At 37.3% G+C, this 24,747-nt stretch carries 25 protein-coding genes and 1 riboswitch; of the genes, 1 reads left to right on the forward strand and 24 read right to left on the reverse strand.

Going from position 1 to position 24,747, the window contains the following annotated elements:
* Window position 1: 1 nt before the first annotated feature.
* From Bccel_RS15695 to Bccel_RS15780, 18 genes are all read right to left on the reverse strand, one after another.
* Window positions 2-364 carry a sirohydrochlorin chelatase gene (locus Bccel_RS15695; protein ID WP_036939047.1) on the reverse strand — a complete coding sequence of 121 codons (363 nt, stop codon included), beginning with the start codon at window positions 362-364 and terminating at the stop codon, window positions 2-4.
* A gap of 44 nt (window positions 365-408) precedes the next feature.
* Entirely contained in the window at window positions 409-1,701 is a 1,293-nt protein-coding gene (hemL, locus tag Bccel_RS15700) for a glutamate-1-semialdehyde 2,1-aminomutase (protein ID WP_036939048.1), read from the reverse strand.
* Window positions 1,702-1,773: 72 nt separating this feature from the next.
* Window positions 1,774-2,751 carry a porphobilinogen synthase gene (gene hemB / locus Bccel_RS15705; protein WP_036939050.1) on the reverse strand — a complete coding sequence of 326 codons (978 nt, stop codon included), beginning with the start codon at window positions 2,749-2,751 and terminating at the stop codon, window positions 1,774-1,776.
* 2 nt (window positions 2,752-2,753) lie between these two features.
* Window positions 2,754-4,277: a uroporphyrinogen-III C-methyltransferase gene (gene cobA, locus Bccel_RS15710; protein WP_036939052.1), complete on the reverse strand. Its 1,524-nt coding sequence runs from the start codon at window positions 4,275-4,277 to the stop codon at window positions 2,754-2,756.
* Window positions 4,270-5,169 carry a hydroxymethylbilane synthase gene (hemC, locus tag Bccel_RS15715; RefSeq protein ID WP_036939054.1) on the reverse strand — a complete coding sequence of 300 codons (900 nt, stop codon included), beginning with the start codon at window positions 5,167-5,169 and terminating at the stop codon, window positions 4,270-4,272. Before hemC ends, cobA begins: the two co-directional genes overlap by 8 nt.
* Window positions 5,170-5,173: 4 nt before the next feature.
* Window positions 5,174-5,944 carry a precorrin-6A reductase gene (gene cobK / locus Bccel_RS15720; protein ID WP_036939057.1) on the reverse strand — a complete coding sequence of 257 codons (771 nt, stop codon included), beginning with the start codon at window positions 5,942-5,944 and terminating at the stop codon, window positions 5,174-5,176.
* Between the two features lie 31 nt (window positions 5,945-5,975).
* Window positions 5,976-6,710 (reverse strand): precorrin-3B C(17)-methyltransferase, encoded by a 735-nt coding sequence (cobJ, locus tag Bccel_RS15725; RefSeq protein WP_036939059.1) that lies wholly within the window; start codon window positions 6,708-6,710, stop codon window positions 5,976-5,978.
* Between the two features lie 4 nt (window positions 6,711-6,714).
* Window positions 6,715-7,977 carry a glutamyl-tRNA reductase gene (gene hemA, locus Bccel_RS15730; protein WP_036939061.1) on the reverse strand — a complete coding sequence of 421 codons (1,263 nt, stop codon included), beginning with the start codon at window positions 7,975-7,977 and terminating at the stop codon, window positions 6,715-6,717.
* The gene (gene cbiG, locus Bccel_RS15735; RefSeq protein WP_036939063.1) at window positions 7,974-9,056 is read right to left on the reverse strand and encodes a cobalt-precorrin 5A hydrolase; all 1,083 of its coding nucleotides are present in this window, start codon (window positions 9,054-9,056) and stop codon (window positions 7,974-7,976) included. The genes hemA and cbiG overlap by 4 nt, the downstream gene beginning before the upstream one ends.
* The gene (cobM, locus tag Bccel_RS15740; RefSeq protein WP_036939065.1) at window positions 9,053-9,805 is read right to left on the reverse strand and encodes a precorrin-4 C(11)-methyltransferase; all 753 of its coding nucleotides are present in this window, start codon (window positions 9,803-9,805) and stop codon (window positions 9,053-9,055) included. Before cobM ends, cbiG begins: the two co-directional genes overlap by 4 nt.
* 1 nt (window position 9,806) lies before the next feature.
* Window positions 9,807-10,514, reverse strand: coding sequence for a precorrin-2 C(20)-methyltransferase (gene cobI, locus Bccel_RS15745; RefSeq protein WP_036939067.1), 708 nt, complete (start codon window positions 10,512-10,514; stop codon window positions 9,807-9,809).
* On the reverse strand, window positions 10,511-11,770 hold the full coding sequence (cbiE, locus tag Bccel_RS15750) for a precorrin-6y C5,15-methyltransferase (decarboxylating) subunit CbiE (RefSeq protein WP_160317732.1): 1,260 nt from the start codon (window positions 11,768-11,770) through the stop codon (window positions 10,511-10,513). The genes cobI and cbiE overlap by 4 nt, the downstream gene beginning before the upstream one ends.
* Window positions 11,739-12,869, reverse strand: a complete 1,131-nt coding sequence (gene cbiD, locus Bccel_RS15755) for a cobalt-precorrin-5B (C(1))-methyltransferase CbiD (protein ID WP_036939069.1) — start codon at window positions 12,867-12,869, stop codon at window positions 11,739-11,741. Before cbiD ends, cbiE begins: the two co-directional genes overlap by 32 nt.
* Window positions 12,870-12,872: 3 nt before the next feature.
* The gene (locus Bccel_RS15760; protein ID WP_036939070.1) at window positions 12,873-13,505 is read right to left on the reverse strand and encodes a precorrin-8X methylmutase; all 633 of its coding nucleotides are present in this window, start codon (window positions 13,503-13,505) and stop codon (window positions 12,873-12,875) included.
* An 18-nt stretch (window positions 13,506-13,523) separates the two neighbouring features.
* Entirely contained in the window at window positions 13,524-14,387 is an 864-nt protein-coding gene (locus tag Bccel_RS15765; RefSeq protein ID WP_036939072.1) for an ATP-binding cassette domain-containing protein, read from the reverse strand.
* Between the two features lie 37 nt (window positions 14,388-14,424).
* On the reverse strand, window positions 14,425-15,210 hold the full coding sequence (gene cbiQ, locus Bccel_RS15770; RefSeq protein WP_036939074.1) for a cobalt ECF transporter T component CbiQ: 786 nt from the start codon (window positions 15,208-15,210) through the stop codon (window positions 14,425-14,427).
* Window positions 15,207-15,530 carry an energy-coupling factor ABC transporter substrate-binding protein gene (locus Bccel_RS15775; protein ID WP_036939076.1) on the reverse strand — a complete coding sequence of 108 codons (324 nt, stop codon included), beginning with the start codon at window positions 15,528-15,530 and terminating at the stop codon, window positions 15,207-15,209. Before Bccel_RS15775 ends, cbiQ begins: the two co-directional genes overlap by 4 nt.
* Window positions 15,527-16,273, reverse strand: coding sequence for an energy-coupling factor ABC transporter permease (locus tag Bccel_RS15780; protein ID WP_036939079.1), 747 nt, complete (start codon window positions 16,271-16,273; stop codon window positions 15,527-15,529). The genes Bccel_RS15775 and Bccel_RS15780 overlap by 4 nt, the downstream gene beginning before the upstream one ends.
* Before the next feature lie 154 nt (window positions 16,274-16,427).
* Window positions 16,428-16,624: riboswitch (cobalamin riboswitch) on the reverse strand.
* Window positions 16,625-16,949: 325 nt separating this feature from the next.
* Here Bccel_RS15780 and Bccel_RS15785 point away from each other — a divergent pair.
* Entirely contained in the window at window positions 16,950-17,585 is a 636-nt protein-coding gene (locus Bccel_RS15785; protein WP_050753532.1) for a precorrin-2 dehydrogenase/sirohydrochlorin ferrochelatase family protein, read from the forward strand.
* 186 nt (window positions 17,586-17,771) lie between these two features.
* On the opposite strand, the gene Bccel_RS15790 is transcribed toward Bccel_RS15785, so the two are convergent.
* From Bccel_RS15790 to Bccel_RS15815, 6 genes are all read right to left on the reverse strand, one after another.
* A complete protein-coding gene (locus Bccel_RS15790) occupies window positions 17,772-18,767 on the reverse strand; it encodes an ABC transporter substrate-binding protein (protein WP_036939082.1) in 996 nt (331 codons plus the stop codon).
* Between the two features lie 69 nt (window positions 18,768-18,836).
* On the reverse strand, window positions 18,837-19,658 hold the full coding sequence (locus Bccel_RS15795; RefSeq protein WP_457920555.1) for an ABC transporter permease: 822 nt from the start codon (window positions 19,656-19,658) through the stop codon (window positions 18,837-18,839).
* On the reverse strand, window positions 19,645-20,412 hold the full coding sequence (locus Bccel_RS15800) for an ABC transporter ATP-binding protein (RefSeq protein ID WP_152966030.1): 768 nt from the start codon (window positions 20,410-20,412) through the stop codon (window positions 19,645-19,647). The genes Bccel_RS15795 and Bccel_RS15800 overlap by 14 nt, the downstream gene beginning before the upstream one ends.
* A gap of 227 nt (window positions 20,413-20,639) precedes the next feature.
* Window positions 20,640-22,220: an extracellular solute-binding protein gene (locus tag Bccel_RS15805; protein ID WP_036939088.1), complete on the reverse strand. Its 1,581-nt coding sequence runs from the start codon at window positions 22,218-22,220 to the stop codon at window positions 20,640-20,642.
* 95 nt (window positions 22,221-22,315) lie between these two features.
* A complete protein-coding gene (locus Bccel_RS15810; protein WP_081926820.1) occupies window positions 22,316-23,242 on the reverse strand; it encodes a carbohydrate ABC transporter permease in 927 nt (308 codons plus the stop codon).
* Window positions 23,243-23,260: 18 nt separating this feature from the next.
* The gene (locus Bccel_RS15815) at window positions 23,261-24,220 is read right to left on the reverse strand and encodes an ABC transporter permease subunit (protein WP_050753533.1); all 960 of its coding nucleotides are present in this window, start codon (window positions 24,218-24,220) and stop codon (window positions 23,261-23,263) included.
* Window positions 24,221-24,747 lie beyond the last annotated feature (527 nt).

Genomic DNA, 24,747 nt, shown 5'->3' on the forward strand with positions numbered 1-24,747 from the left:
ATTAGCAGATTTCGCTGATCCTGTCGATAATTATATCAACGAGTTTGTCATCATCACCTATGTGTCTGCCCATTTTTATTTCAATTCCCGGAAACCTTTCTTTTATCTCATTTAATTCATTTGGTATGTCCTCTCTAACATGGACACCGTCAAACAAAAACATTGGTACTATACGAATGTTCTTTGCCCCTCTACTGACAAGGAGCTCAACACCTTTTTCCATGTTTTCTTCCGAAAACTGCAAATAGGAAGGTACAACCAGTTCCTCGCCAGTTTTATATTTAACCTTGTCCACCAATGAATTGAGTATATCTTCAGTCTCCTTTTTTTTACTTCCGTGGGCTAAAATCAATATGCCGTTCATAAATTTTCCCCTTCTTTATAATTAAATTTGTTGCCACCCCGCAATCACTGCTGCAATCTTGAAAACGCATAATTCACTGCATTTATTGTTTTTGTAATATCCTCTTTTTCATGTGCATTTGAAACAAAAATAGCTTCAAATTGTGAAGGGGCAATATAAATACCAGACTGAAGCATATTTTGAAAGTAACTTCGAAACCTACCCACATCACATGTCATAGCAGTTCTTAAATCAACCACATTTTCTACAGTAAAAAACGCACTTAAAAGTGAACCCATTCTATTAACCTTAAGAGGAATGCCAAACTTTCTTGAAGCATCCAAAAATGATTTTTCAAGCTCCTTTGCATTCTCTTCAATCTTTTTATAAATACATTGGTTGTCCCTTAAAATTTCAAGGGTCTTTATCCCCGCTGCCATGGCAACAGGATTGCCCGATAGTGTACCTGCCTGATAAACCGGTCCAACAGGAGAAACCATGCTTATTATATCTTTTCTTCCTCCATAGGCTCCTACAGGCATACCGCCGCCTACTATCTTGCCAAAAACCGTCATATCAGGGGCAATTCCAAAATGCCCCTGGGCTCCTCCATATGAAACTCTAAAGCCTGTTATAACTTCGTCAAAAATCAAAACTACACCATGTTTTAAAGTTAGTTCTCTAATTAATTCAAGAAACCCCTTTTCCGGCAGCACAACTCCCATATTACCAGCAACCGGTTCTACAATAACCGCTGCAAGCTCATTGGCATGACTTTTAAATACATTTTCCAATTCATCGAAGTTATTGTACTCAGCAATTATTGTATTTTTTACATAGTCGCTAGGAACCCCTGCACTATCAGGAACCCCTGTAGTAAGTGCCCCAGAGCCTGCCTTTGCTAATAGTCCGTCTGAATGGCCGTGGTAGCACCCCTCAAACTTAAGTATTTTGTCCCTGCCTGTAAAGCCCCTTGCGACCCTTACTGAACTCATAACCGCCTCAGTACCTGAACTTACCATCCGCACCATCTCTACAGAGGGTACCGCATTTATTATCATCTCTGCAAGGATCAATTCCTTATGGGTAGGAGCACCATAACTTGTTCCATCCTCACAGGCCTTTTTTATCTCTTCAACAACCTCAGGATGTGCATGCCCAAGAATCATCGGTCCCCATGAACCCACATAGTCTATATATTCATTTTCATCCATATCAATTATCCTTGAGCCTTTGGCACTTTTTATAAATGGAGGCGTCATACCAACGGATTTATATGCTCTTACCGGACTATTTACTCCTCCTGGTATAAAGTTTTTTGATTTTTCAAAAAGCAACCGGGATTTTTCCATGTTCATTTCTATTCCTCCTTATGACCGAGTTGGTCTTTCTTATTCACTGCCGGTTTTGCAAAAGCTGGTCCTTCTTCCTCAATGTTGGCTATTTAACCAAGCTGCAGCCTGTTTAGCAAAATAGGTTATTATAATTTTTGCTCCTGCCCTTTTTATAGAGGTCAGAACTTCAAATACAGCACCTTTTTCATCAATCCAGCCCTTTTCCGAAGCCGCTTTAATCATTGAATATTCGCCGCTCACATTGTATGCTGCGACAGGTATATCAAACCTTGTACTCACCCTGCTTATAACATCAAGGTATGAAAGTGCAGGCTTTACCATGATTATGTCAGCTCCTTCCGAAATATCGTTTTCCACCTCTCTAAGGGCCTCTGTGGTATTTGCATAATCCATCTGATAGCTTTTTCTGTCTCCAAAAGAAGGTTTAGAGAGTGCAGCCTCTCTGAATGGACCGTAAAATGATGACGCATATTTTGCACTATATGACATGATGGTTTTATTGGTAAAACCGTTTTCATCAAGGATTTTTCTCACAGCACCTATCCTTCCGTCCATCATATCCGAAGGAGCAATAATATCTGCACCAGCCTCTGCATAGCTTAATGCAGCTTTCGCAATAAGTTCTACCGAACTGTCGTTTAAGACATCTCCATCGCAAATCAGTCCGCAGTGACCATGGCTTGTGTACTCGCACAAACACACATCCGCTCCAGCAAGGATATCAGGAAATTCCTTTTTCATTTCTCTTAAAGCCTTTTGAATTATGCCATCAGGATTGTATGCTCCAGAGCCTTTCTCATCTTTAGTTTCAGGCACTCCAAACAAAAGAACCCCTGGAATCCTTAAATCCCTTATCTCTTCTAGTTCCTTTAGGAGTAGGTCTAATGAGAAATGATAAACACCCGGCATGGAAGTAATTTCCCGCTTAATGCCCTTGCCCTCCACCACAAACAACGGATAAATAAAATCATTAACAGAAACAGAGGTTTCCCGAACAAGTCTTCTCATATTTTCATTAATACGCAGCCGCCTTGGCCTTTTAATCAAATCCATATTCATTCCTCCGATAGCTCCACAAGTTTATCTACCAAACCATCAATAGTATATTTGTCAGCAACTGCCGATACAAAAAGACCTGATTCCTTTGCAGTCTGGGATGTTACCGGTCCTATACATACAATTTTGGTTTTTGATAAAAGTTCCATGTTTTCCTTACCTAGTATTTCAATAAAATTCTTCACTGTTGATGAGCTTGCAAATGTTATGAAATCAACTTTATTTTGTTTTAGGTAATCCTCTACAGTACTCTTCATGGATGCTTCCATAACCGTCCTATACACCGTAAGTTCCTCAAAATCTATGTCATTACTTTTTAGTCCTTCTGAAAGTTCCTTGCTTGCAATGTCTGCCCTAGCCAATAGTACTTTCTCGCCTTTGCCCATAAGCTCCACAAGACCCTTTAGCAGTTCTTTTGTAGTATAATCATCCGGCATATAATCTACATTAAGTCCCACCTCTGAAAGCTCCATTGCTGTAGCTTCACCAACTGCAGCTATATGTATTCCTGCAAGACTCCTTATATCAATTTTTAAAGTCCTCATTCTTTTGAAAAATCCCTTAACTCCGTTAACACTTGTAAATACAACCCATTTATAAGTGTTCAAATCTCTAAGAACCCTGTCAAAGTGTTGGTAATCCAAAGGCTCTTCTATTCTAATTGTAGGAAATTCTATTACATCTCCTCCAAGTTTTCTAATTTCCTCCACAAGGCTGCTGGCCTGTTCCCTAGCCCTGGTTACCACAATCCTTTTCCCTTTCAATTTGCCCTTTGGAAACCAGTTCAATCTTTCACTTAAGGCAACTACATTTCCTATTACAGTAACGGCAGGAGATTTAATACCTTCATCAATTACCTTTTTTGAAATATCTTCAAGAGTTCCAACTACTACCCTCTGGCTAATTGTTGTACCTCTCTCAATTACCGCAGCAGGTGTAGTGCTTTTTTTGCCATGCTTTATAAGGTTAGTACTGATCTCATCAAGATTTTTCATTCCCATAAGAAATACCAATGTCCCCTCAAGCTTTGATATTACTTCATAATCAATAAAGCTTTCATCCCTTCCCGGCTTCTCATGCCCGGTTATAATATGCAAGGAAGAGCAATATTCCCTATGGGTCACAGGTATTCCGGCATAAGCTGCTGCTGCAACAGCTGAAGTTATTCCAGGCACTATCTCAAATTCTATACCGTTTTTTTGAAGGACCTCGGCTTCCTCCCCACCTCTTCCGAATATAAAGGGATCACCGCCTTTGACTCTTGCTACAACCCTGCCCTCCAATGCCTTATCTAAAAGTATTTGATTTATCGTCTCCTGAGGCACCGCGTGATGATCAGGCATTTTTCCAACATTTATGTATTCTGCATCTTTTTTTGCAAGGCTAAAGATAGAGGCATTTATAAGTCTGTCATATACTATAACATCAGCTTTCCTAATACAATCAGCAGCTTTTAAGGTTAAAAGACCGTAGTCTCCCGGTCCTGCACCTAAAATATAAACAATTCCCTTTTTATCAATCATATTTACCTCCTGCCTGAAGCATGTCTGCAAGCTTTAATCCCAATTCTTCGAAATTCTCCTTTTTGCCTTCAATAAAAGCTTTTCTCGGATCTGTCTTATCATCTTCAGCCAGCATCCCGTATATTTTTATGTAATCACCACATATATGAGCATAAGCTCCTAAAGGTGTACTGCAGCTTCCATTCAACCTTTGTAAAAAGGCCCTTTCGGCATTTATACAAATCTCACTGTCTTCATCGTTAATGACTTTAAGAAGTTCATGGAGTTCATCTCCTTTCCGAACTTCTATGCCTAAAGCCCCCTGTCCTACAGCGGGAACCATCTCTTCATGACTAAATATCTCAGTTACCTTATCTTCAAGGCCTAGCCGCTTTAGGCCTGCCATGGCAAGGACAATTGCATCAAATTGATGCTCCATAAGCTTATTTAGCCTTGTCGGAACATTACCCCTTATCGGTTTTGTATTAAGATCTGGCCTAAGCTCAAGTATCTGAACCTCTCTTCTCACGCTGCCCGTTCCTATAACAGAGCCTTTTTGAAGGTCCTTTAGGGCTTTACCTTCTAAAGAAACAAGTATATCCCTTGGATCCTCCCTTTTGGGTATGGCACCGATTACAAGTTCATCCGGCAGTTTCGCAGGCATATCCTTCATGCTGTGAACAGCCATATCTATGGAATTATTTAAAAGTGCATTTTCCAGTTCATTAATAAAAAGACCTTTACCCCCAATCTTATCAAGGCTTCTATCTAAAATCATATCTCCTTTTGTTGTTATTCCCACCAACTCAAATTCGAGATCAGGATAGTTTTCCTTGAGTTTTTCAATTACCCAATTGGTTTGAGTAATTGCCAATTCACTTGTCCGGGTTCCAACTCTAATTATTTTTCTCATCTCTTTATACCCCTCGCAACCTCTTTAAAAACTCTACTACCTCATTAACTTCGCTTACTTTCGTACCATATGCTACATTTGGCCTGTCAACAATAATTACCTTTACACCAAGCTCTATTGCAGCCTCCAGCTTTTCTAAAGTCCCTCCTGCTTCTCCACTTTCTTTTGTTACCAGGATGGAAGCATTGCAATGTTTTAACATTGCAACATTCATATCCTTTGAAAAAGGACCTTTTAACGCAATAATGTTGTCTGGCATTAGGCCTGCCTCTTCACATTTTAATAATACCTTGCTGTCAGGAAGCACCCTGGCATAAAGCCTGCTCTTGTAATCAGGAATATTCTTTGTAAACACATGAATATTATTGCTTCCTACAGTAAGAAATATATTTCCTGATATAGAAGAAGCTCTTTTTGCAGCCTCCTCAAAGCTTTTAACCCTAATAGCTTCGTCCATACAGACTCCTACTTCCATTCTCTCAAACCTAATATAGGGTATAGAGCATTCATCAGAAGCTTTAATGGCATTTTCAGACGCTTGGCTGGCATAGGGATGTGATGCATCAACAATACACATTACTTCCTTCTCTCTTACCAACTTAATCATTCCATCCTTGTCAAGCTTTCCTACATGGATACATACGCCGCCTATATGACTTAGAAGGTGCCTTCCATAATCTGTTGTTACTGAAGCAATCACCTCAATATCTTCACTTTTAAGCTTTACCGCTATTTCACCGGCATCTTTTGTTCCTGCCAAAACCAAAACCTTCATACTGACCACTTATCCTATTCTTAAATCACCATTAATCTATTTTATAACCCCTTGGGGTAATTATTTTCCCATTTTCTATGTAAGTACTTGAATTCCCTATTATAATCACAGTAAACATATCAATTTTATAATCAAGCATATTCTTTAAATCTGTAATATTGTATTCCTCATTTTCCCTGCCTGCATTCCTTACAATACCTACAGGCGTTGATTCCTTGCTGTACTTCAGTATAATATCCCTTGCTTTTATTATATAGTCACATCTGGTTTTGCTTTTTGGATTGTAAATGCAGATTACAAAATCACCTTCGGCTGCACATTCCAATCTCTTATAAATTAACTCAAGAGGAGTCATAAGGTCACTTAGGCTTATAACAGCAAAATCATGCATTATGGGTGCTCCAAGTATTGAAGCGGCACTGCTTGCCGCAGTAATTCCAGGAATAACTTCAACAGGTATTTGGCTTTTAGACTTATTCATCAATTCCAGCATTATTCCCGCCATTCCATATATACCACTATCACCGCTACTTATAAGAGCAACATTTTTACCTTCCCCAGCCAACTTCATGACCAGTTCGCAGCGTTCCACTTCTTTGGTCATACCCGACTCAATAAACTCCTTATGGGGAAAATAATCCTTTATAAGTTTAATATATGTATAATACCCTACTATTACATCTGCATCTTGAATTGCTTTCTCTGCCCTATCGGTCATATCCTCCATATTACCAGGCCCTATCCCCACTACATAAATTCTTGGCATCTGCTTAGTCCTCCCTCATAACTTCCTTCAGACATCTGAAATAAGCCTGCATGTCCTCTTTGCTGCTGTTCTCCCTGATACTATAGAGAAGTTTTCCCAATATTTCATTTACAGTGCTTTTAATCACATACTTAACCGTTTCCATTTCTTCATCGCTTGTGGTTCTAAGTTTTTTTTGCAAATAATCTGTTTTTTCACTCAATACCTCATTTGCAAACTTCTGAACCTCCTTGACAACCGGTAATGCCTCCCTGAAATAATACCAGTTTTCAAATTCAGCAACATACTGGTTTATTATTTCTTCAGCTCTGGATACCTCAGAAAGCTTGTAATCCATGTTTTTGTTAACCTCTACCATCAAATGATCAATATTAAAGCAGCATACTGACGGTAACTCACTAATTGCCAAATCTATATCTCTAGGCACGGCAAGATCAATAAATACCCTTTTCTTACATGTGGTAAGGACATTCTCCAATAGATCTTTGGTTATAGTGTAATGAGGGCTTGCAGTTGAACTTATGACTATATCGCATTGATCCATTACCGAATACCTCATTGAATAATCCAAAACCTTAACATTACCATATAGCTTCAAAATGTACTCTGCATTACCGCAGCTTCTGTTTGTCACATATATTTTCCCAATACCTTTTGAGATAAGATTTTTGAGGGTAATAACACCGATTTTCCCCGCACCGATAATAAGGGCACTCTTTTCTTTTAGGTCATGTCCAAATTCCCTTTCAACAAGCCTTACAGCATGTGTTCCCACAGATATAGATGTTTTGGAAATCTCTGTAGAGGTTTTAACCTTTTTTGCTGCTGTAATCCCTTCACGGAAAAGTGTATTGAGCATGCCCGAGGATGAACCCACTCCTATGGAAATGTCATAAGCATCCTTAACCTGACGCAATATCTGGTCCTCTCCAAGTATCATGGAATCCAGGCCGCTGGCGACCTTATAAAGATGTCTTGCAACCTTCACACCGCTGTATACATATATGTATTTTTTAAGTTTATAAATATCCAAGCCTTTTATTTTGCATAGCTTATTTTCCAGCTTACTGCTGTCATAATTAGGGTCTTCATGATATATGTAAACCTCTGTCCTGTTGCAGGTTGAAAGAATCGTGCATTCTAGTATACCATCCATATTCACTATCTCACTCAATGCATTCTTCTGCTCCTCAATTGTAAAGCTAAGTTTTTCTCTGATTTCAACCGGTGTTTTTCTATAATTCACACCTACAACAAGCAATTTCATATTTTCATCTCCAATTTCTCTTCAAAAATGGCAATAGTTATTCCCTTAAAAGAGGTTTTCTCCATAATAAAACTTCCTTTTGAAGCAGCAATGTAAGCACATGGCTCTGCCACACATGAAACTCCAACCTTGCTCTTAACAAACCCCGAGCCTTTAAATTGCTGTTCTATTTTTCCAACCATATCCCTCGGTATTATTTTAAGCTCAATTTCCGCCTCGCTGCAATACTCCAATAAACCCTTCTCGTCAGCCTTTAAGTCTATTGTTGCAATACATTTTACCGATTCAATACTTTTCCTTTTTGTAGCAAGTGCATTTTCAACCGCTTCAATTACTCTTTCCTTTGTAATACCCCTTTTACAACCAAGGCCTATCACAAGGTTTTTAGGCCTTAAATATAAAACTTTACATTCCTTTGTAAAAAGATCCGTTCTATTGGATAGCACCACCATGGCCTTAATATTATCCACCTTTTTACTGGACAGATCTTTCAGATATACAACCTCCGAAGGGATATTTCCCCTTAAAGTGCATTCGGAAAACAATCCAACCTTATTACCGTTTACAAGTTCTGAGCTTATATATTTAAGATTATCCATATTTTCAATGACAAGATTGTTACTTCCTGCAAATACATCAAATGAAATTACTCCATTTATATCGGTGGCCGTTGTTATAACAGGAACTGCTCCAATTAACCCGGCAATTTCCGATGTCAAACTGTTTCCTCCCCCGATATGACCGGACAAGAGGCTTATTACAAACCTTCCCTGCTCATCCATGACAAGTACTGCAGGGTCGGTGGTTTTCGACTTTATAAGGGGTGCTATTGTCCTCACTGCAATTCCACTGGCCATAACAAACACAAGTGCATCAAAAATTTCGAATATATCCTTTACTAGCTCATAAATAGGAACCTTTAATGGGTTAACATTAAAGCTTACATTTGAGTTTTTATACATAAAGGAATCCTTTATGTACAAAACCACCTCAGTATCTGAGGCTTTACAAATGCTTTCTGCAGTTTTCATTGCAAGCTCCGAACCGTTTTTTGTTATTGCCATGATTGCAATCTTCATTTTACAGCACCTCTAAATTCATGGGAAAAGCTTTTATCATAAAGCTTTGACAGCTCATAGTCATCACCAAGAAAATCGCCTACCGTTACTAGAGCAGTTTTATCTATTCCTGCTTCTTTCACAAGGCCTGAAATATTCTTAAGGGTTCCCCTTAATATTCTCTGATCAGGCCAGGAGGCTTTATATACTACTGCAACAGGAGTATCTTCCAAATAGCCTGTCTTAAGCTTTTCCACAAGTTCATCAATCATTCCTATACTTAAGAATATAACCATAGTTGTACCATGAGCTGCTAGCATCTCTATGGACTCTTTACCGGGAACACTTGTCCTTCCTTCCATTCTGGTAAGTATCACCGTCTGTGTAACCCCTGGTAAGGTATACTCCTTTTCAAGAGCTGCAGCAGCTGCAACAAATGAGCTCACACCAGGTATTATCTCATACTTTATACTTCTCTTTTTCAGTTGATCCATCTGTTCACGTATAGCTCCATATATGGATGGATCACCAGTATGCACTCTTGCTACTATTTTACCATATTGTACAGTGTTTTCCATAACTTCTATAACTTCTTCAAGGGTCATTTTTGAACTGTCATGAATTTCAGAGTTTTCTTTTGCAAATTTGAGTAACTCGTTGTTTACAAGTGAACCTGCATAAATGATTACATCAGCCTTTTCAATAATGTTCCGGCCCTTAACTGTTATAAGCTCCGGATCGCCCGGACCTGCTCCTATAAAATAAACCATCCTATTTCACCCCGCTTTTTTTTATTATCATAGTGGAGAAATAACTAAGACCCTCTTCATCAAGTTCGTCAATTCCAAGACTTATCATTTCATCATCCATACCGCATTTACTCACAACCACAGCCTTTTGTGACAGTCCCTTTTGATTAAGTTTCTTTTTTAATTTTTCCATATTTTTTGATATTTTCATAAGCACTATATTATCGAAGCTATCCAATATATTATCGAGATCGCTACATTCATATGCCGACGGTACAACAGCTATTGTCTCTCTGTTCTCTCCCAAGCTAAGGCCGGCTCTTGCTGCAGAAGCACAAAATGAAGTAACTCCGGGAATTATTTCAGTATCATACCCCTTCTCCTTTATTGCCTTGTGTAGATATATGTAAGTGCTGTAAACTGTTGGGTCACCCAATGTAATAAACCCAACGTCTATCCCACTGTCAAGCTTCATGGATACTTGCTGCACCGCCAAATTCCAACTTTCATCCAACACCTTGTCGTCAAAGCTCATAGGAAAAATAAGCTCAAGTATTTCTTTTTCGCAGTTTATAATACCTTTGGCTATCGTAAGAGCCTGACTGGCTTTTTCTATAGAGGTTTTTGGAACTGCCAGGCACTGTACCCTATCTAAAATTTTCTTAGCTTTTATAGTAATAAGCTCAGGGTCTCCCGGCCCTACACCTATTCCGTAGAGTTTTCCTTTCATTGTCTGCCTCCATATTCACCGCTTATAATATATACAGGATTTAGTGCCTGCATAAGGTGTTTGCCTCCAACGCTCCTACCCTTTGATACAGACATTAAAACCACATCGACACATCCGAATCCTTTTTCCTCAAGGCCTTTTATAGCCTCATAAGCAGATTCTATTGTAACTGCATTGGTTACCACCCTGATTTTCCCTTTACAATTACTTATACATTCCAGTATATCATTCATTTTACCGGAGGAGCCCCCTATAAATACACAATCAGGTTCTGGCAGACCTGTTAGCACATCAGGTGCTTTTCCATGAATTATATTTATATTGTTAGCTCTAAATTTTTCTATATTTTCTTCAATAAGCTTAACCGCATCTTTTTCCTTTTCAATTGCATAAACCTGGCCTTTGGTGCACCTTAAAGCACATTCTATAGAAACAGAACCCGTGCCAGCACCGACGTCAAAAACAGTATAGTTCTCCCTTAGTCTTAGCTTGGAAATGCTTACAGTTCTTATTTCTTCTTTGGTCATGGGTACATCTCCACGAATAAACATATCATCGGGTATCCCATGGATTGCATTATCCATGGGGCCTTTGGGTTCACTTGTACATTTTTCATTTAGTACAAGAAGTACAGAAAGCTTTTCAAAAGTCATTTTCATTAAAGAATCTGGTTTTCCTGTTGTTATTCTTTCCTCTTTATAAGAAAGTTTTTCTCCAATTGTAACTGTTACATCTTTAAGGCCTTTTTCAAAAAACATGCTGCAAATTTTCTCAGGAGTATTATCCCCTCCGGCAAATATGATAGTCTTTTTGTTTTTCCTCACAATGTCAATCACATCAGCCTGATCTCTTCCATGAACACTGGTTAAAAAAGCATCCTGCCAGCTTATTTTCATTTTTGCACACAGGTATTGGAAAGAGCTTATTCCAGGAACCACATGAATTTTGTCATTATCAATTTTACCCTTCAAGTATTCCAAAATACCAAATACTCCCGGATCACCTGAAGCTAAAACAGCTATATTTTTTTGTTCCATGTTGCTCATTATGTATTTGGCAATTTCATCAAGATTGTTTCCTACCTTTATTCTTTCACAGTCTAAATTCCCATACACTTGAAGGTTTCTAATGCCCCCTATGAGTACATGGCAATTACTAATAACCTTTTCTGCTTCAGGACATATAAGAGCTTTATCACCTGGGCCAACCCCTAAAATATATACCTTATTCCCCATACCCATTCCAACTTTCTCCATATAAAATTTCTTCCGCATTTTCATCCATTGCCAATAGAAATTTATCTTCATTAAACAGTACAGTACCTACCAGCAACTTGTTATATACATTCTCCATACACCTTTTTGAAGAGTTTTGAACTATTCTTTTAAATACATTTTCCAAACCCGATTCCCTGATAATTTCAGCTGCCAAGTCTGTTGTAGTGCAGCTGTAAACGCTCTTAACAACTTCCATGGATGCTCCCTCAAGTGCACAGTAAGCTGCAAGTATCTCCATCCTGGCGTCTGCAACCCTGCTGTGGGTGTTGAATATACCGGCCGCAACCTTTACCAGCTTGCCCAAGTGACCTACCAAAATCAGCTTCTTAAAACCAAGCTCCACTGCTTTATCCAGTATATATCCTATAAAGTTACTCATCTTTACAATGTATTTATCATCTATATCAAGCATGGATTTAGCAAATTCACTACCATAGTTTCCAAAAGTAAGAACTGCTTTGGTATTTCCCGATGCTGCAATAACCGATAGTTCCATGGCAACAGCCTCTTTCCAGGCTTCCTCCGACATTGGTGTCACTATGCCGGTTGTACCAAGTATTGATATTCCTCCTACTATTCCAAGCTTCGGGTTATATGTCTTTTGGGAAAGTTCCTCTCCTCCCGGAACACTTATGGTTATTTCCAGGCCTGTGCCTGGCGTTATAACCTTCTCTACCTCTTCCATTATCATCCTCATTGGTACAGGGTTTATGGCAGGCTGTCCAACTTCAACCTTAAGTCCTCTTAATGTAACTTTTCCTATTCCTTCTCCGGCTCTAACCACTATCCCCCCTGCAGAAGAATACCTTGCTTCTGCATAAACCTTAATTCCTGTTGTAATATCAGGGTCATCCCCACCATCTTTTATTACAGAGCATCTGACGCTGTCACCTGAAAATTCTATATCCTCTATAGGAAGGTGTAGTTTTATCCCTGCAGGTGTATCAATGCTTGCAACTTCCATTTTGCTTTGACCAGCCAGCATAGCTGCAGCAGCTTTAGCAGCAGCAGCGGCACACGATCCTGTAGTATAGCCCTTTTTAAACTTTCTTCCATTTACAATGACATAATCCTCCATAGCTTACACCCTGTTCATATACAGCATGGCATTTATAATAGCTGCCGCAATATTGCTGCCTCCCTTTCTGCCATCTGTAATAATATATGGAACATCCAATGTCTTAAACAGTTCCTTGGACTCGACTACATTGACAAAACCCACAGGAACACCAACAACAAGATCCGGTGATATGGTTCCCTCATTTATAAGTTCATAAAGCCTTATCAGTGCAGTAGGGGCATTTCCTATAACAAAAATCCTGTTATTTTTATCTGCTGAGGCCTTTTCCATGCAAAGACATGCCCTTGTTGTGTTACGGGCCTTTGCCTTCTTAGCTATTACCTCATCATTCATATAACACACAATCCGTCCACCGTATTTACCAAGTTCCTTTTTGTTGATGCCGGAAGCAGCCATCATTGTATCTGTTACAATATTCCCGCCTTCCTTTATAGCTTTAATGCCGTTTTCTATTGCACCTTCGCTGATATTAAGTAATTTGGCAAATTCGAAATCCGCTGTAGTATGTATGACCCTTTTTATAACCGACTCATGTAACGCTGGAAATACAGTATCTCCAAGTATATCTGTAATAATTTCAAAGCTTCTTTTTTCTATGTCTTCAGGCTTTACAATTTCTATTTTATCAAGCATTCCACATCTCTCCTATATTCATTTCCCATTCCGGTCCCTCCAATTGATTATTGCCCTTCGTGCCTTTGCTATAGTTACTGCTGTTTCATCATTCTCACTGAATTCAAAACCGTCCTTATTATTTAAAATTTCTATAAGGTGACCAACCCTGGGAAGTCTTAAGTTCATCTTTCTAAGTGCATCTTTATTGGAAAAAACCTGATCAGTGGTTCCCTCCACCTTGACATTCCCATTGCTTAGTACATAAGTGTAGTCACAGTATAACGGAACAATATCAATATCATGTGTAGATAATACACAAGTAATTCCAAGCTCCTTCTGAGCGTTTTTAAGCAGCTTCATTATCTCACTTACGCCACAAGGATCAAGTCCTGCCGTAGGCTCATCCAGAATCAGCACCTCAGGCTCCATGGCAAGTACTCCTGCTATAGCCACCCTCTTTTTTTGCCCAAAGCTTAAACTATGGGTTGGTCTATCCTTTAAGTGGCTTATACCTGTTCTATCCATTGCAATATCTACTTTTTGTCTAATATCTTTTTCTTCAAGCTTCATATTCATAAGACCAAATGAAATATCCTTATACACACTTGCTGAAAACAACTGGTTATCCGGGTCCTGAAAGACAATCCCGACTTTTCTCCTAAGATGCTTTAATCCATTATGGGAATAGTCCAAAGGTTGTCCATTATAAAGAATGGTTCCGCCTACAGGCTTCAAAATGCCGTTAAAGCATAGAAATAACGTTGATTTTCCGGCACCGTTTCCCCCTAATATTGCAGTAGTTTGACTCCTTTTTATTTTTATGTTTACATTTTCCAAAGCTTTAGTTTTATCAGTATATACAAATAAAAGCTCTTTAGTCTCAAGAATATTATCTGTCATTAAAGAAAACCTCCACCAAAATTCCCAGGATTTTTAGTCATTCCTTAAGTGACAACGTTAATAGCACCATAAGAAATGCAAACATAGCAGGATTTATAACATCCTTGCAACAAAACCTAATTTCTTCCTCCAAAAAGTTCAACTCTCCATCATAGCCTCTTGCTTCTAAGGAACGATAAATTTCATCACTTCGTTTAAATGATCTTATAAATAATGATGAAAAAAGAATCTTAACTGACCTGAAGCCTGATGATAAGCCTTCATACCCCAGTCTTGCCCTCTGTGAAACAAAAATATTTTCAGCTGTCTCCAAAAGGATAAATATAAATCTGTATGTAAGCCCCATAAGTTCAATTAATAATTTGGGTACCTTAAGCTTTCGTAAAACTGCCATTAGTTCAAGCATAGGTGTACTGAGGGATAAAAAATACAAGCATGAAATTGTTCCAAGTGCTTTAAAAAATATATTAAGTGCATCCTTGATCCCTTCAATGGTAGCTCCAATTTGTAATCCGGCAATAGAACCTGACAGAATAAACATCCTTTCAGACAAATTTTCAGGTCGGGTTATTTCTATAGTAATAGCAAGTGTACTCATTAATAAAAACACAAATGGAACTAGCATAAGCTTTAGTATGAAGCCTAAAGGCACCTCTCCCTTTTTATAAGTAACCAATATCATTATTAATGCAATAAAAACCGATATGGCTATGGAATCAGCCCAAATGCATATACCCAGAGCAAACAGGGAAAAGAGTAACTTCCTGATTACACTAACCTTTTTAAGTTTTGAATTGTAAGCATATTTATCAATATTTATCAAGTCTTATCTTCCTTCTTTGTTCTTCCTCTCACATATCCAATGTAATACCCGATTATAAGACAACCTACACCTGCCTGTAGTGCGAATAAAAGGCTCTCAATCTCTCCGCTGGGCGGAGTCCAAACAGATTCAAACCATGGATTGTAATCAGGCTTTATTTCAGTTATGGTTTTTTCCGCCTTGTCATCGGTCCCTAAAAAATCTCCATGCTTTTGAAGAACAAATGGTACCAGGGTTATAACTGCTACAAGAAGCAGTAGAATTATATTAGTTTTCCAAATTTCTTTTTTTCCTTTGACTGTTTTGGTACTAGTTGTCATTTTGCCACCTCTTCGGACAATATTTTCAAATCCTTTAACTCAGAGCTGTTATAAGTTTTTATTACATTGAAAACTACAATTGTAATAATCCCCTCACTTATTGCCAGTGGAATCTGTGTGAATGAAAACACTCCTAAAAATTTAGCTACCGACCCGAATATTCCTCCCGAAGGCGAAGGATATGCCAACCCAAGTTGGAATGACGTTACTACATATGTAAAAAAATTACTACAGGATGCTCCTAAAAAAACTGCAAGCCACAAGGGTCCGCTAAGCTTTCGAACAAGTTTGAATAATCCGTATGCTACAAATGGGCCGACAATGGCCATTGAAAACATATTTGCACCTAGCGTAGTAAGTCCTCCATGGCCTAAAAGAAGTGCCTGAAACACCAATACAATTAATCCTATAACAGTCATTGCCAAAGGCCCGAACACCATCGCTCCCAACCCTGCTCCTGTAGGGTGGGAACAGCTTCCTGTAACAGAAGGTATTTTTAAAGCTGAAAGTGCAAAAGTGTAAGCACCTGCCATGGCTAATATTATTTTTACCTTTGGATTTAAGTTTACCGTTTTCTGTATGGAAAACAAACCCATCACTATAAAAGGTATTGATGCCGCACCCCATGAAACACACCATAAGGGCGGAAGGTAACCTTCCATTATATGCATTGCTGAAGCCGATTGAGGAAATAATGCAATCATTAATATAAGTCCTAAAACTGTTTGATTTTTTCCTGACATCAAAAAAACCTCCTAACTTTTATTTATTAATATTAATAAAGTTAAGGGGTTAATAAATTTAAAACAACAAAATATAAACACCCCCCTATCCTTCGTAGCGTAAACGGTGTACATGTAGCAAGTGTAACCTGATTTATGAGCCTTCAAGGTACACTTATTACTAAACGATAAGGCAGGTATTCTGACTAAGCATCATCATTCCTATGTTCCTTCCCGGCTTCCCAGTGGACTATACATAAGAACTCCTCATTCACAGCGGCGGGACCGTATGGGACTCTAACCCATTTCCCTTTTAATCGACTTTTATATATTAACACTTTTAATATAAGTCAAACCTTATGTTTTTCTATTCACTTTTCTATAGTTTAATTCATTTTATTCATTCTTACAATCAAAATATTATTTTTTTTTACAAAATTTTAAATTAAGTGATTCCAAAAAATAACTGGTCAACTGGAGATTTCAAAAATATTGATTTTACTGATCTTCAACATTAAAAAATTGACCACGGAAATTTTTGAAATCTCCTCAATACATATTCATATATATTAATATAGCTTTACTTCTCCCCAAACTTCATTGATTTTATCCATAAATAGCTCTATAATGTATTTGCAATAGACTTATGTAAGAGATTAATCACCCTTGATATATAAGGTGAACTATGGAGGTACAAATGACAGCATTTCCATTCTTTATTGACTTGAAAGGTAAAAAATGTATTGTAGTGGGAGGCGGAAAAGTGGCTTCTAGAAAAGTTGAGATCTTAAGCAGATTTAATGGGGATATTGTAATTATAAGCCCTGAAATTTCACATAAGATCAAACTTCTAAAGGACTCCGGAAGACTTGTTCATATTAGTCGATGTTATGAATCATCTGATATAAGCGGTGCTTTTATGATTATAGCGGCTACTTCAGATACACTGGTTAATGAAAATATTTATAAAGATGCAGTAAATCTTGGCATATTTGTAAATGTTGCAGATGACCCTAAAAAGTGTACATTTTTCTTTCCCTCAATAGTTAAAAGAAATGATCTTGTGATAGGTATCTCAACATCAGGAAGCTATCCGGCACTCTCAAAACAAATCCGTAAAAAAATCGACTCAATAATCAATAATAATATAAACGAGGACATAATGTCTATATTAAAAGAGTCTCGGGAAAAAGTAATAAATGAGATAGAGGATGATCACGTAAAAGCTGAGATTTTGGATAAAGTTCTTGAGGAAACAGTTTTTACTGACTCCCAAATAGATATTGAACATTTTAAGATAAGAATGAATGACATTTTACAAAAGTATAAATAATGGTTTATTAGAATAAACATCAAAAGCGAAGGTATAATAATACTACTACCTCCGCTTATGTATCATATTAAAGTATGGATTAAAAATTACTTCTGCTTTCTTTGCGAGTGTTGACAAGTTAAGTCAACACATGAGCAAAATTTATAGAGGAAGTTATTTCTTGATCATGACTAAAAGCAATTAATTTTACTTAATATTTTCATATGCCTTATCGGCAAACTCGGTTGTAACAATTTTTTCATATGGAGCTTCCTTTTGCAGTTCTCCTGCTGTTTTCATAACCTTTTGCAATAATCCAAGTGAATCCTCGTTCATTGCAGGCACTTGACACCATGAATCAGTCTCCTTATACCTTCTTGCTACTGACACCAGAGTGTCCAAATCAGAATCAGGAAAAGAAGTTTTGATAGACTTTGCTATCTCTTCCGGGCTATGGCTTTGAACCCACTTCTGCCCTTTATATATGGCATTGGTAAATCTCTGTATTACCTCTTTGTTTTTATCTATGTAGCTTTTCTTTGCATAATAAGCAGTATAAGGTATCTCTCCGCTTTCTTTCCCTATAGATGCTAAAATGTAGCCTTTTCCTTCCTTTTCCACAGTTGACGCAACAGGCTCAAACAATGTTACATAATCCCCCTGTCCTCCTGTAAAGGCTCCTGCCATAAGGGCAAATTGTACACTTGTATCTATTTTTACATCCTTACCAGGTATTAAACCTTTTTGCTTCAGTACATACTCTAGAGTCATTTCAGGCACTCCACCTTTTCTTCCACCAATGATGGTTTTACCTTTTACATTGCTCCACTTAAAATCCGGTTCAGGCTTTCTTCCTACCAGGAATGACCCGTCTCGCTTTGTAAGTTGTGCAAAAACTACCCCATAGTCTTCCTTGCCTTCATTGTATACATATATGGCAGCCTCAGGCCCGGAAAACCCGATATCCACCTGACCCGACAAAACCGATGTCATTACCTTATCTGCACCCTGACCGTTGGTAAGGTCAATTTCAAGGCCCTCTTCCTTAAAAAAGCCCTCGTTTAAAGCAACATATTGCGGGGCATAGAATACAGAACGGGTAACTTCACTCAAGCGGATTTTTTGGTAATCACTCTTGCCGCAAGCTGTGAATAATAGTAGGAAAACCCCTGCCAGCAAAAAATACACATACGCCTTTCGCATAATAAACACCTCCCCCCATATGATATTCATTAAAACTTGGAAAGGTGCTATAGATAACGAACTGTAAAATCATCCTTTATTCTTAACAAGCAGTTTTTCCACATATGCTACACATCGGTACATAACATACGCCGCTGCTGCAAGAATAAAAACACTGGTCATTACCAAGTCAAGCTGAAACACCTGACCACCATAAACTATAAGATATCCAATGCCTGCCTTGGAAATCAAAAACTCCCCGACAATTACTCCAACCCATGAAAGCCCTACATTTACCTTAAGTGCATTCATTATTACAGGAAGCGATGACGGCAGCACCACCTTCATCATTATTTGAAATTTATTAGCCCCAAAGGTCTTTGCCAGTTTAATTTTATCAGGATCTACCCCTAAAAATCCATTCAATATTTCCAGAATAGTCACAATAATTGAAATTGTAAGTACAATTGCAATTATTGATATAGGACCTGCACCTATCCATACAATAAATATTGGTCCTAATGCAATTTTAGGCAAACTATTTAGTATGACCAGGTATGGTTCAAAAACTTTTGATAAAAACTCAGACCACCACAATATAACAGCTATTATTATGCCTAATACAGTACCAAGGGAAAACCCTACAACCGTCTCCATGCAAGTTATGCCAATATGTTCAAACAGCTGTCCTTCTCTGTAAAGACTAATAAGCGTGGAAAAAATCCTTGATGGCTGGCTTGTTATAAAAGGATCAATAAACTTTAACCTTGCAGCCGCCTCCCATAACCCGAGGAATAAGACCAGTATAAGTATTTGAGTCAATAGTATGCTAAACCTTTTTATACGGACCTTCTTAAGATACTCCATATGCTCCTGTGATATGTAATCATTACCCCTATTATACATGAACATCCAGCTCCTTCCATATTGCATTGAAGTATTTTGAAAATTCAGGGGCCTCCCTTGATTTAAGAGGTGTTCTTTGGCTGCAGGAAAATATAATTTCATGGATGCTTTTAACTTTTGCAGGCCTTTTTGAAAGAACAACTACCCTATCTGCAACACTGATGCATTCGGCTATGTCATGGGTTACAAGTATGGCAGTTTTATTTTCTTTCTTAATAATAGCATAAATATCATCCGTAACTGCCAATCTGGTCTGATAATCAAGTGCTGAAAACGCTTCATCAAGTAACAGTATTTCCGGCTTTGCGGCAAGGGTTCTTATAAGTGCTGCCCTCTGCCGCATGCCACCTGATAGCTGTGAAGGGTACTTATCTTTAAATTCGTAAAGCCCATAAGTCTCTAAAAGCTCTAATGCATAGTCTTTGCTTTCTTTTGAAAGTGTTCTCCTGATTTCCAAGCCTAAAAGCGTATTCTGAAGAATTGTCCTCCATTCGAAAAGATGGTCCTTCTGCAGCATGTATCCAACCATTCGCAAATTCTCTTGCTGAGGCTTGCCTGCTATAAGAACCTTTCCCGATGTTGGATTCACAAGTCCTGAAATAAGGGAAAGTATCGTTGATTTTCCGCAGCCGCTAGGACCTACAATGCTGATAAACTCTCCTTTTTTTACGGAGAGATCTATGTTTTCCAGGGCATTTATCTCACCATTGAGTGAGTGATATTTCATCCCAATGTTCTCCAGTTTTACAATACTATCCACATCCCATACCGCCCTATCAATAATAATGGTATATTATATTCTGACATTAGAATCCATGGTGCCTAAATTTTTAGACAGGGCATAATCGCTTGCAATTTTGTCACACTTGATCGTAGTTGCGAGAAATTATGATATAGATTACATCATAATTTCTCGCAACTAAAAAAGCCTTGAAAGAGTGTTAAGCTCCGTCAAGGCTTTTTGTAATGCTATTATAGCACTATTAATTATTTCTTCATTGCTTTAAATGCTGCTCTCTTTTCATCTTCTATTTGCTGTCCGCCTGATTTCATGTAATCCTGAACAAGTGAATTATAAGTCTTGTCAAAATCTGCAGGCTTACAAGTAATTGATTTTACAAATATCTGTACTTCTTTGTCTGTAAGTGCCTTGGAGTATTTTGCTTCTGCTTCGATAACTCTGTCAAAACGAGGCATATAGCCGGCATCTGTTAATGCTATATTGTAAGCTTCTGTAAACTTATCTTCAAATCCTGGATATCCGAATGATGCTGCTTTTATGTTCTTTTCAGTACTTCCGAATTCCTTACCGTTTACTATAATAGACAAATCAATATAGTTTGCTTTTTTATCATCCGGAAGCTTGTCGTTTGATATAACATTCATTGGTATGCCATCTTGCTCATCAGTATATTGATCACCCTTATTACCATTTTGGAGGAATTTCAACACTTCAGGTTTTGACATCCAGTTAAGATATTTTATTGCTTCAACAGCTCTTTTACTTGATTTTGGTACTATTATAAATAATCCATTAGGATTGTATTTCATTTTTATGTTTTTACCTTCTGAGTTCTTAAATGGATCTATTGGAATAATGTCACTGTCAGGAACATTTTTCTTAAGCTCAGTTGCCAAACCAGGTGTAATTCTGTATGGGAAGTCATAACTTTGAATAAAAGCACCAACCTTACCCTGTGCAACATCTTTTTCGTACTGTTTACCGTCTTTATCCAAAACAAACTGTTTATTTAATAGACCCTCATTGTACAATTTGTTCATAAATCTTATACCTTCTTTAAAGCCAGGTATTACCCAGTTCCTCATACTATATCTGTCTTCTTCGGATATAGAAGTTTTAAATGATTCAAGAAGAGTGTGTGAAGTCCAGTTAATATTATTTGGGTCGACAGTGATGGTAAAAGGAATAACTTTTTCGCCAAGTTTTCCTGGATCCTTTTCCTTGAAAGCTTTTAAAGTGTTATAAAATTCATCTGTTGTTTGAGGAACAGGCATATTTAATTTATCAAGCCAGTCTTTTCTTATAAATGTTCCAAAGCATGCTTCCATAACTCTCTTCGCAGGCACAGCGTATTGCACTCCACCCCAGTTGCCGTAGTTTAACAAAGTATCTCCAAGATAAGCTTTAAGATCTTTACCGTGTTCATCAAGCAATTTTCCTAAATCAGTAAGTCCGCCGTTTTTTATGTAGTTGTACATCAAACCTTCATTGTAAGTAAAGGAAACATCCGGAGCCTGATTTGCCGCCATCAACACATTCAGCTTTTCAACTTCCTGACCTCTTAAAACTGGTACAAATTTCAGCTTAATTCCATTTGGATCACCAAAGTTTTTCTGTATCCATTCTGTCTGGAAGTTCTTGTCTGCCTGATACCCAGGTGTTGATCTGTCAAAAACCTCAACTGTCAATTCCACCATTTCCTTTGGTTTTTCACTTGCTGTGGTATCATCAGTCTTATCACCCTGACTGCCGCAACCTGTAATTGCAGTCGTTAGCATTGCCACTAGCAGCGTAGTACTTATTACTTTGCCAAAACGCTTTTTCATAAACATGTCCCCCTATTATTATAATATTAATAGATTATATAAAATCTCCATTATTAAAATCCATTTATATAGAATTTAATTTATGAGATATTATATCATTCCTTAATAGCCCCAAGCATAACACCCTTAATAAAATGCTTTTGTATGAACGGATAAACACATACTATAGGAATAGTCGCGAACATAACACTCGCAGCCTTCAAGCTGTCAGGAAGCAAGCCTGGAGACATATTACCCTCAGCAAAAGCAGCTTCTAGAGACTGACTGTTTGCTACTATTTGATACAGCTTAAGCTGCAAAGGGTACTTATTCGGATCTGTTATATAAAACAAGGCATCCATAAAACTGTTCCATTTCCCAACTGCATAAAACAAGCTTAAGGTAGCTATGATTGGAAGAGATAACGGAAGCACCACTCTTATCAATACTCCAAAGTCAGTACACCCGTCTATTCTAGCTGCTTCTTCCAAACCTTCAGGCAATGAATTAAAAAATGATTTTAGAAGAATCAAGTTGAACGCACTGATGGCACCAGGCAGTATAAGACTCCACATACTGTCCAGTAGTCCAAGACTTTTGACCAGAATATAGTCCGGTATAATTCCACCGCTAAAATACATGGTTATTACTATTACCAATAGAAAGCCGCTTCTTCCTTTCAAACTCTTTTTAGAAAGCGGATATGCTGCTGCAATGGTCAAAGCCATACTCACCACTGTGTATATCACAGTAATTAATATTGTAAAAACCATAGACCACATCATTGACTTATCTGAGAATATTGCCCTATATGAGTCGATTGTAAATTCAACAGGCCACAAAAATACCTTAGAAGATATGATTGCTGAATTTGAACTTAAAGATACAGCTACTACGTTTAATACAGGCAATAAACAAAGCAATGCTGAAATTGTTGTAATTACTATTATAACAGTATCAAATACCTTGTCGGATGTTTTTTGCTTCCTTGTATTACTCAATTTTTCTTTACGAAAAATACCATTTGACAATTTAGCTTCCATAATTATATGCACCTTTCTTTACCAAATTCCCTGTTCACCGCTTTTTTTAGCAATAAAGTTGGTTACTAATATTAAAATCATACCTACTACAGACTGGAACAACCCTATCGCCGTTGCAATAGTGTATCTGTAGGACTGCAATCCCACCTTATAAACAAATGTACTTATAACTTCTGAAAAATCATAAACTTGAGGATTGCCGATGATAAAAGGACGATCAAATCCAATCATTGCAATTTTTCCTACATTCAATATCAATAAAACAATTATAGTAGGCTTAAGTGCAGGTAAAGTTATATGCCATATTCTTCTTAATCTTCCTGCTCCATCCACCTCTGCCGCCTCATACAGTTCAGGGCTTATACCTGATATGGCTGCAAGATAAATAATCATTCCCCACCCTGCACTTTGCCATACACCTACTCCTGTATAAGTAAACAGCCAGTTCCATTTTTCTGTAAGAAATGCTATTGATTCTAATCCCATTGATTTAAATAAAGAAGGTATTATACCTGTAGTTGGTGAAAATACTTGAAGCACTATACCGCCTATTATTACCCATGATAAAAAGTGCGGCAAATATAAAAGTGTCTGAGAAGTTCTTTTAAACCAGCTTATTTTGATTTCATTTATTATAATTGCCAAAATAATTGGTGCCGGAAAGCTCATAACCAAGTCAAATAAATTAAGCATAAATGTATTTCTTAATGCTTTATAAAAGTCGCTCATCCCAAATATTTCTTTAAAAGCATCAAATCCTATCCATGGACTTTTAAAAACACCTTCAAAAGGATTGTATTCTTTAAATGCAATTATAGTTCCATACATAGGTATATATTTGAAAATTATAAAATATGCCATTGGAAGGAGTAACATAAGGTACAGAATCCAATCTTTTTTCAAATAATAAATTATATTCTTTTTTTTAGGAGTTTTAGCTGGAGCAGGAATTTTAGTCGTTGTAGCTATTTCACTCATTAAATTTCTATCCCCCTTCTTATTTCTCTCTTCATTCAGCCCTGCAATAAACTTTTTTACATAATGAATATTGCAAAAGCAAAACATTTTGCTTAATACCATAAATTGTACTAAAACCATACTATTTTATAAAACTCGCATGCTATAGCTTTATATATTTTTATGACTAGTTCAAGTACAAGTTATGCAACGATAAAAAAATCAAATAATGATAAGCTAAAAATTATTAACCTGATAAGGAAATGAGTTACATTTTCATTATACTAATCTCCAAAAGTTATTCAAGAATGACAATTATTCTATATATCACTTTTGCTTATCCGTTTATTTTATAACCTTTCCGAGCTTTTTATATTACTTACAACAGTAAAATAATCATTTCTAATTTCCCAACTATTTCCACGCAAAAACAAGAATTAAATTTACCATATATATCGTACAAATTGATAAATTAATTTATTTGAAATTAATTCATAATAATGTATAATAATTAAAAGTGATATATTTTACAAAAGTGTAACTTGCTA

The organism is Pseudobacteroides cellulosolvens ATCC 35603 = DSM 2933 (assembly GCF_001262605.1).
GTDB classification, from domain to species: Bacteria; Bacillota; Clostridia; order Acetivibrionales; family DSM-2933; genus Pseudobacteroides; species Pseudobacteroides cellulosolvens.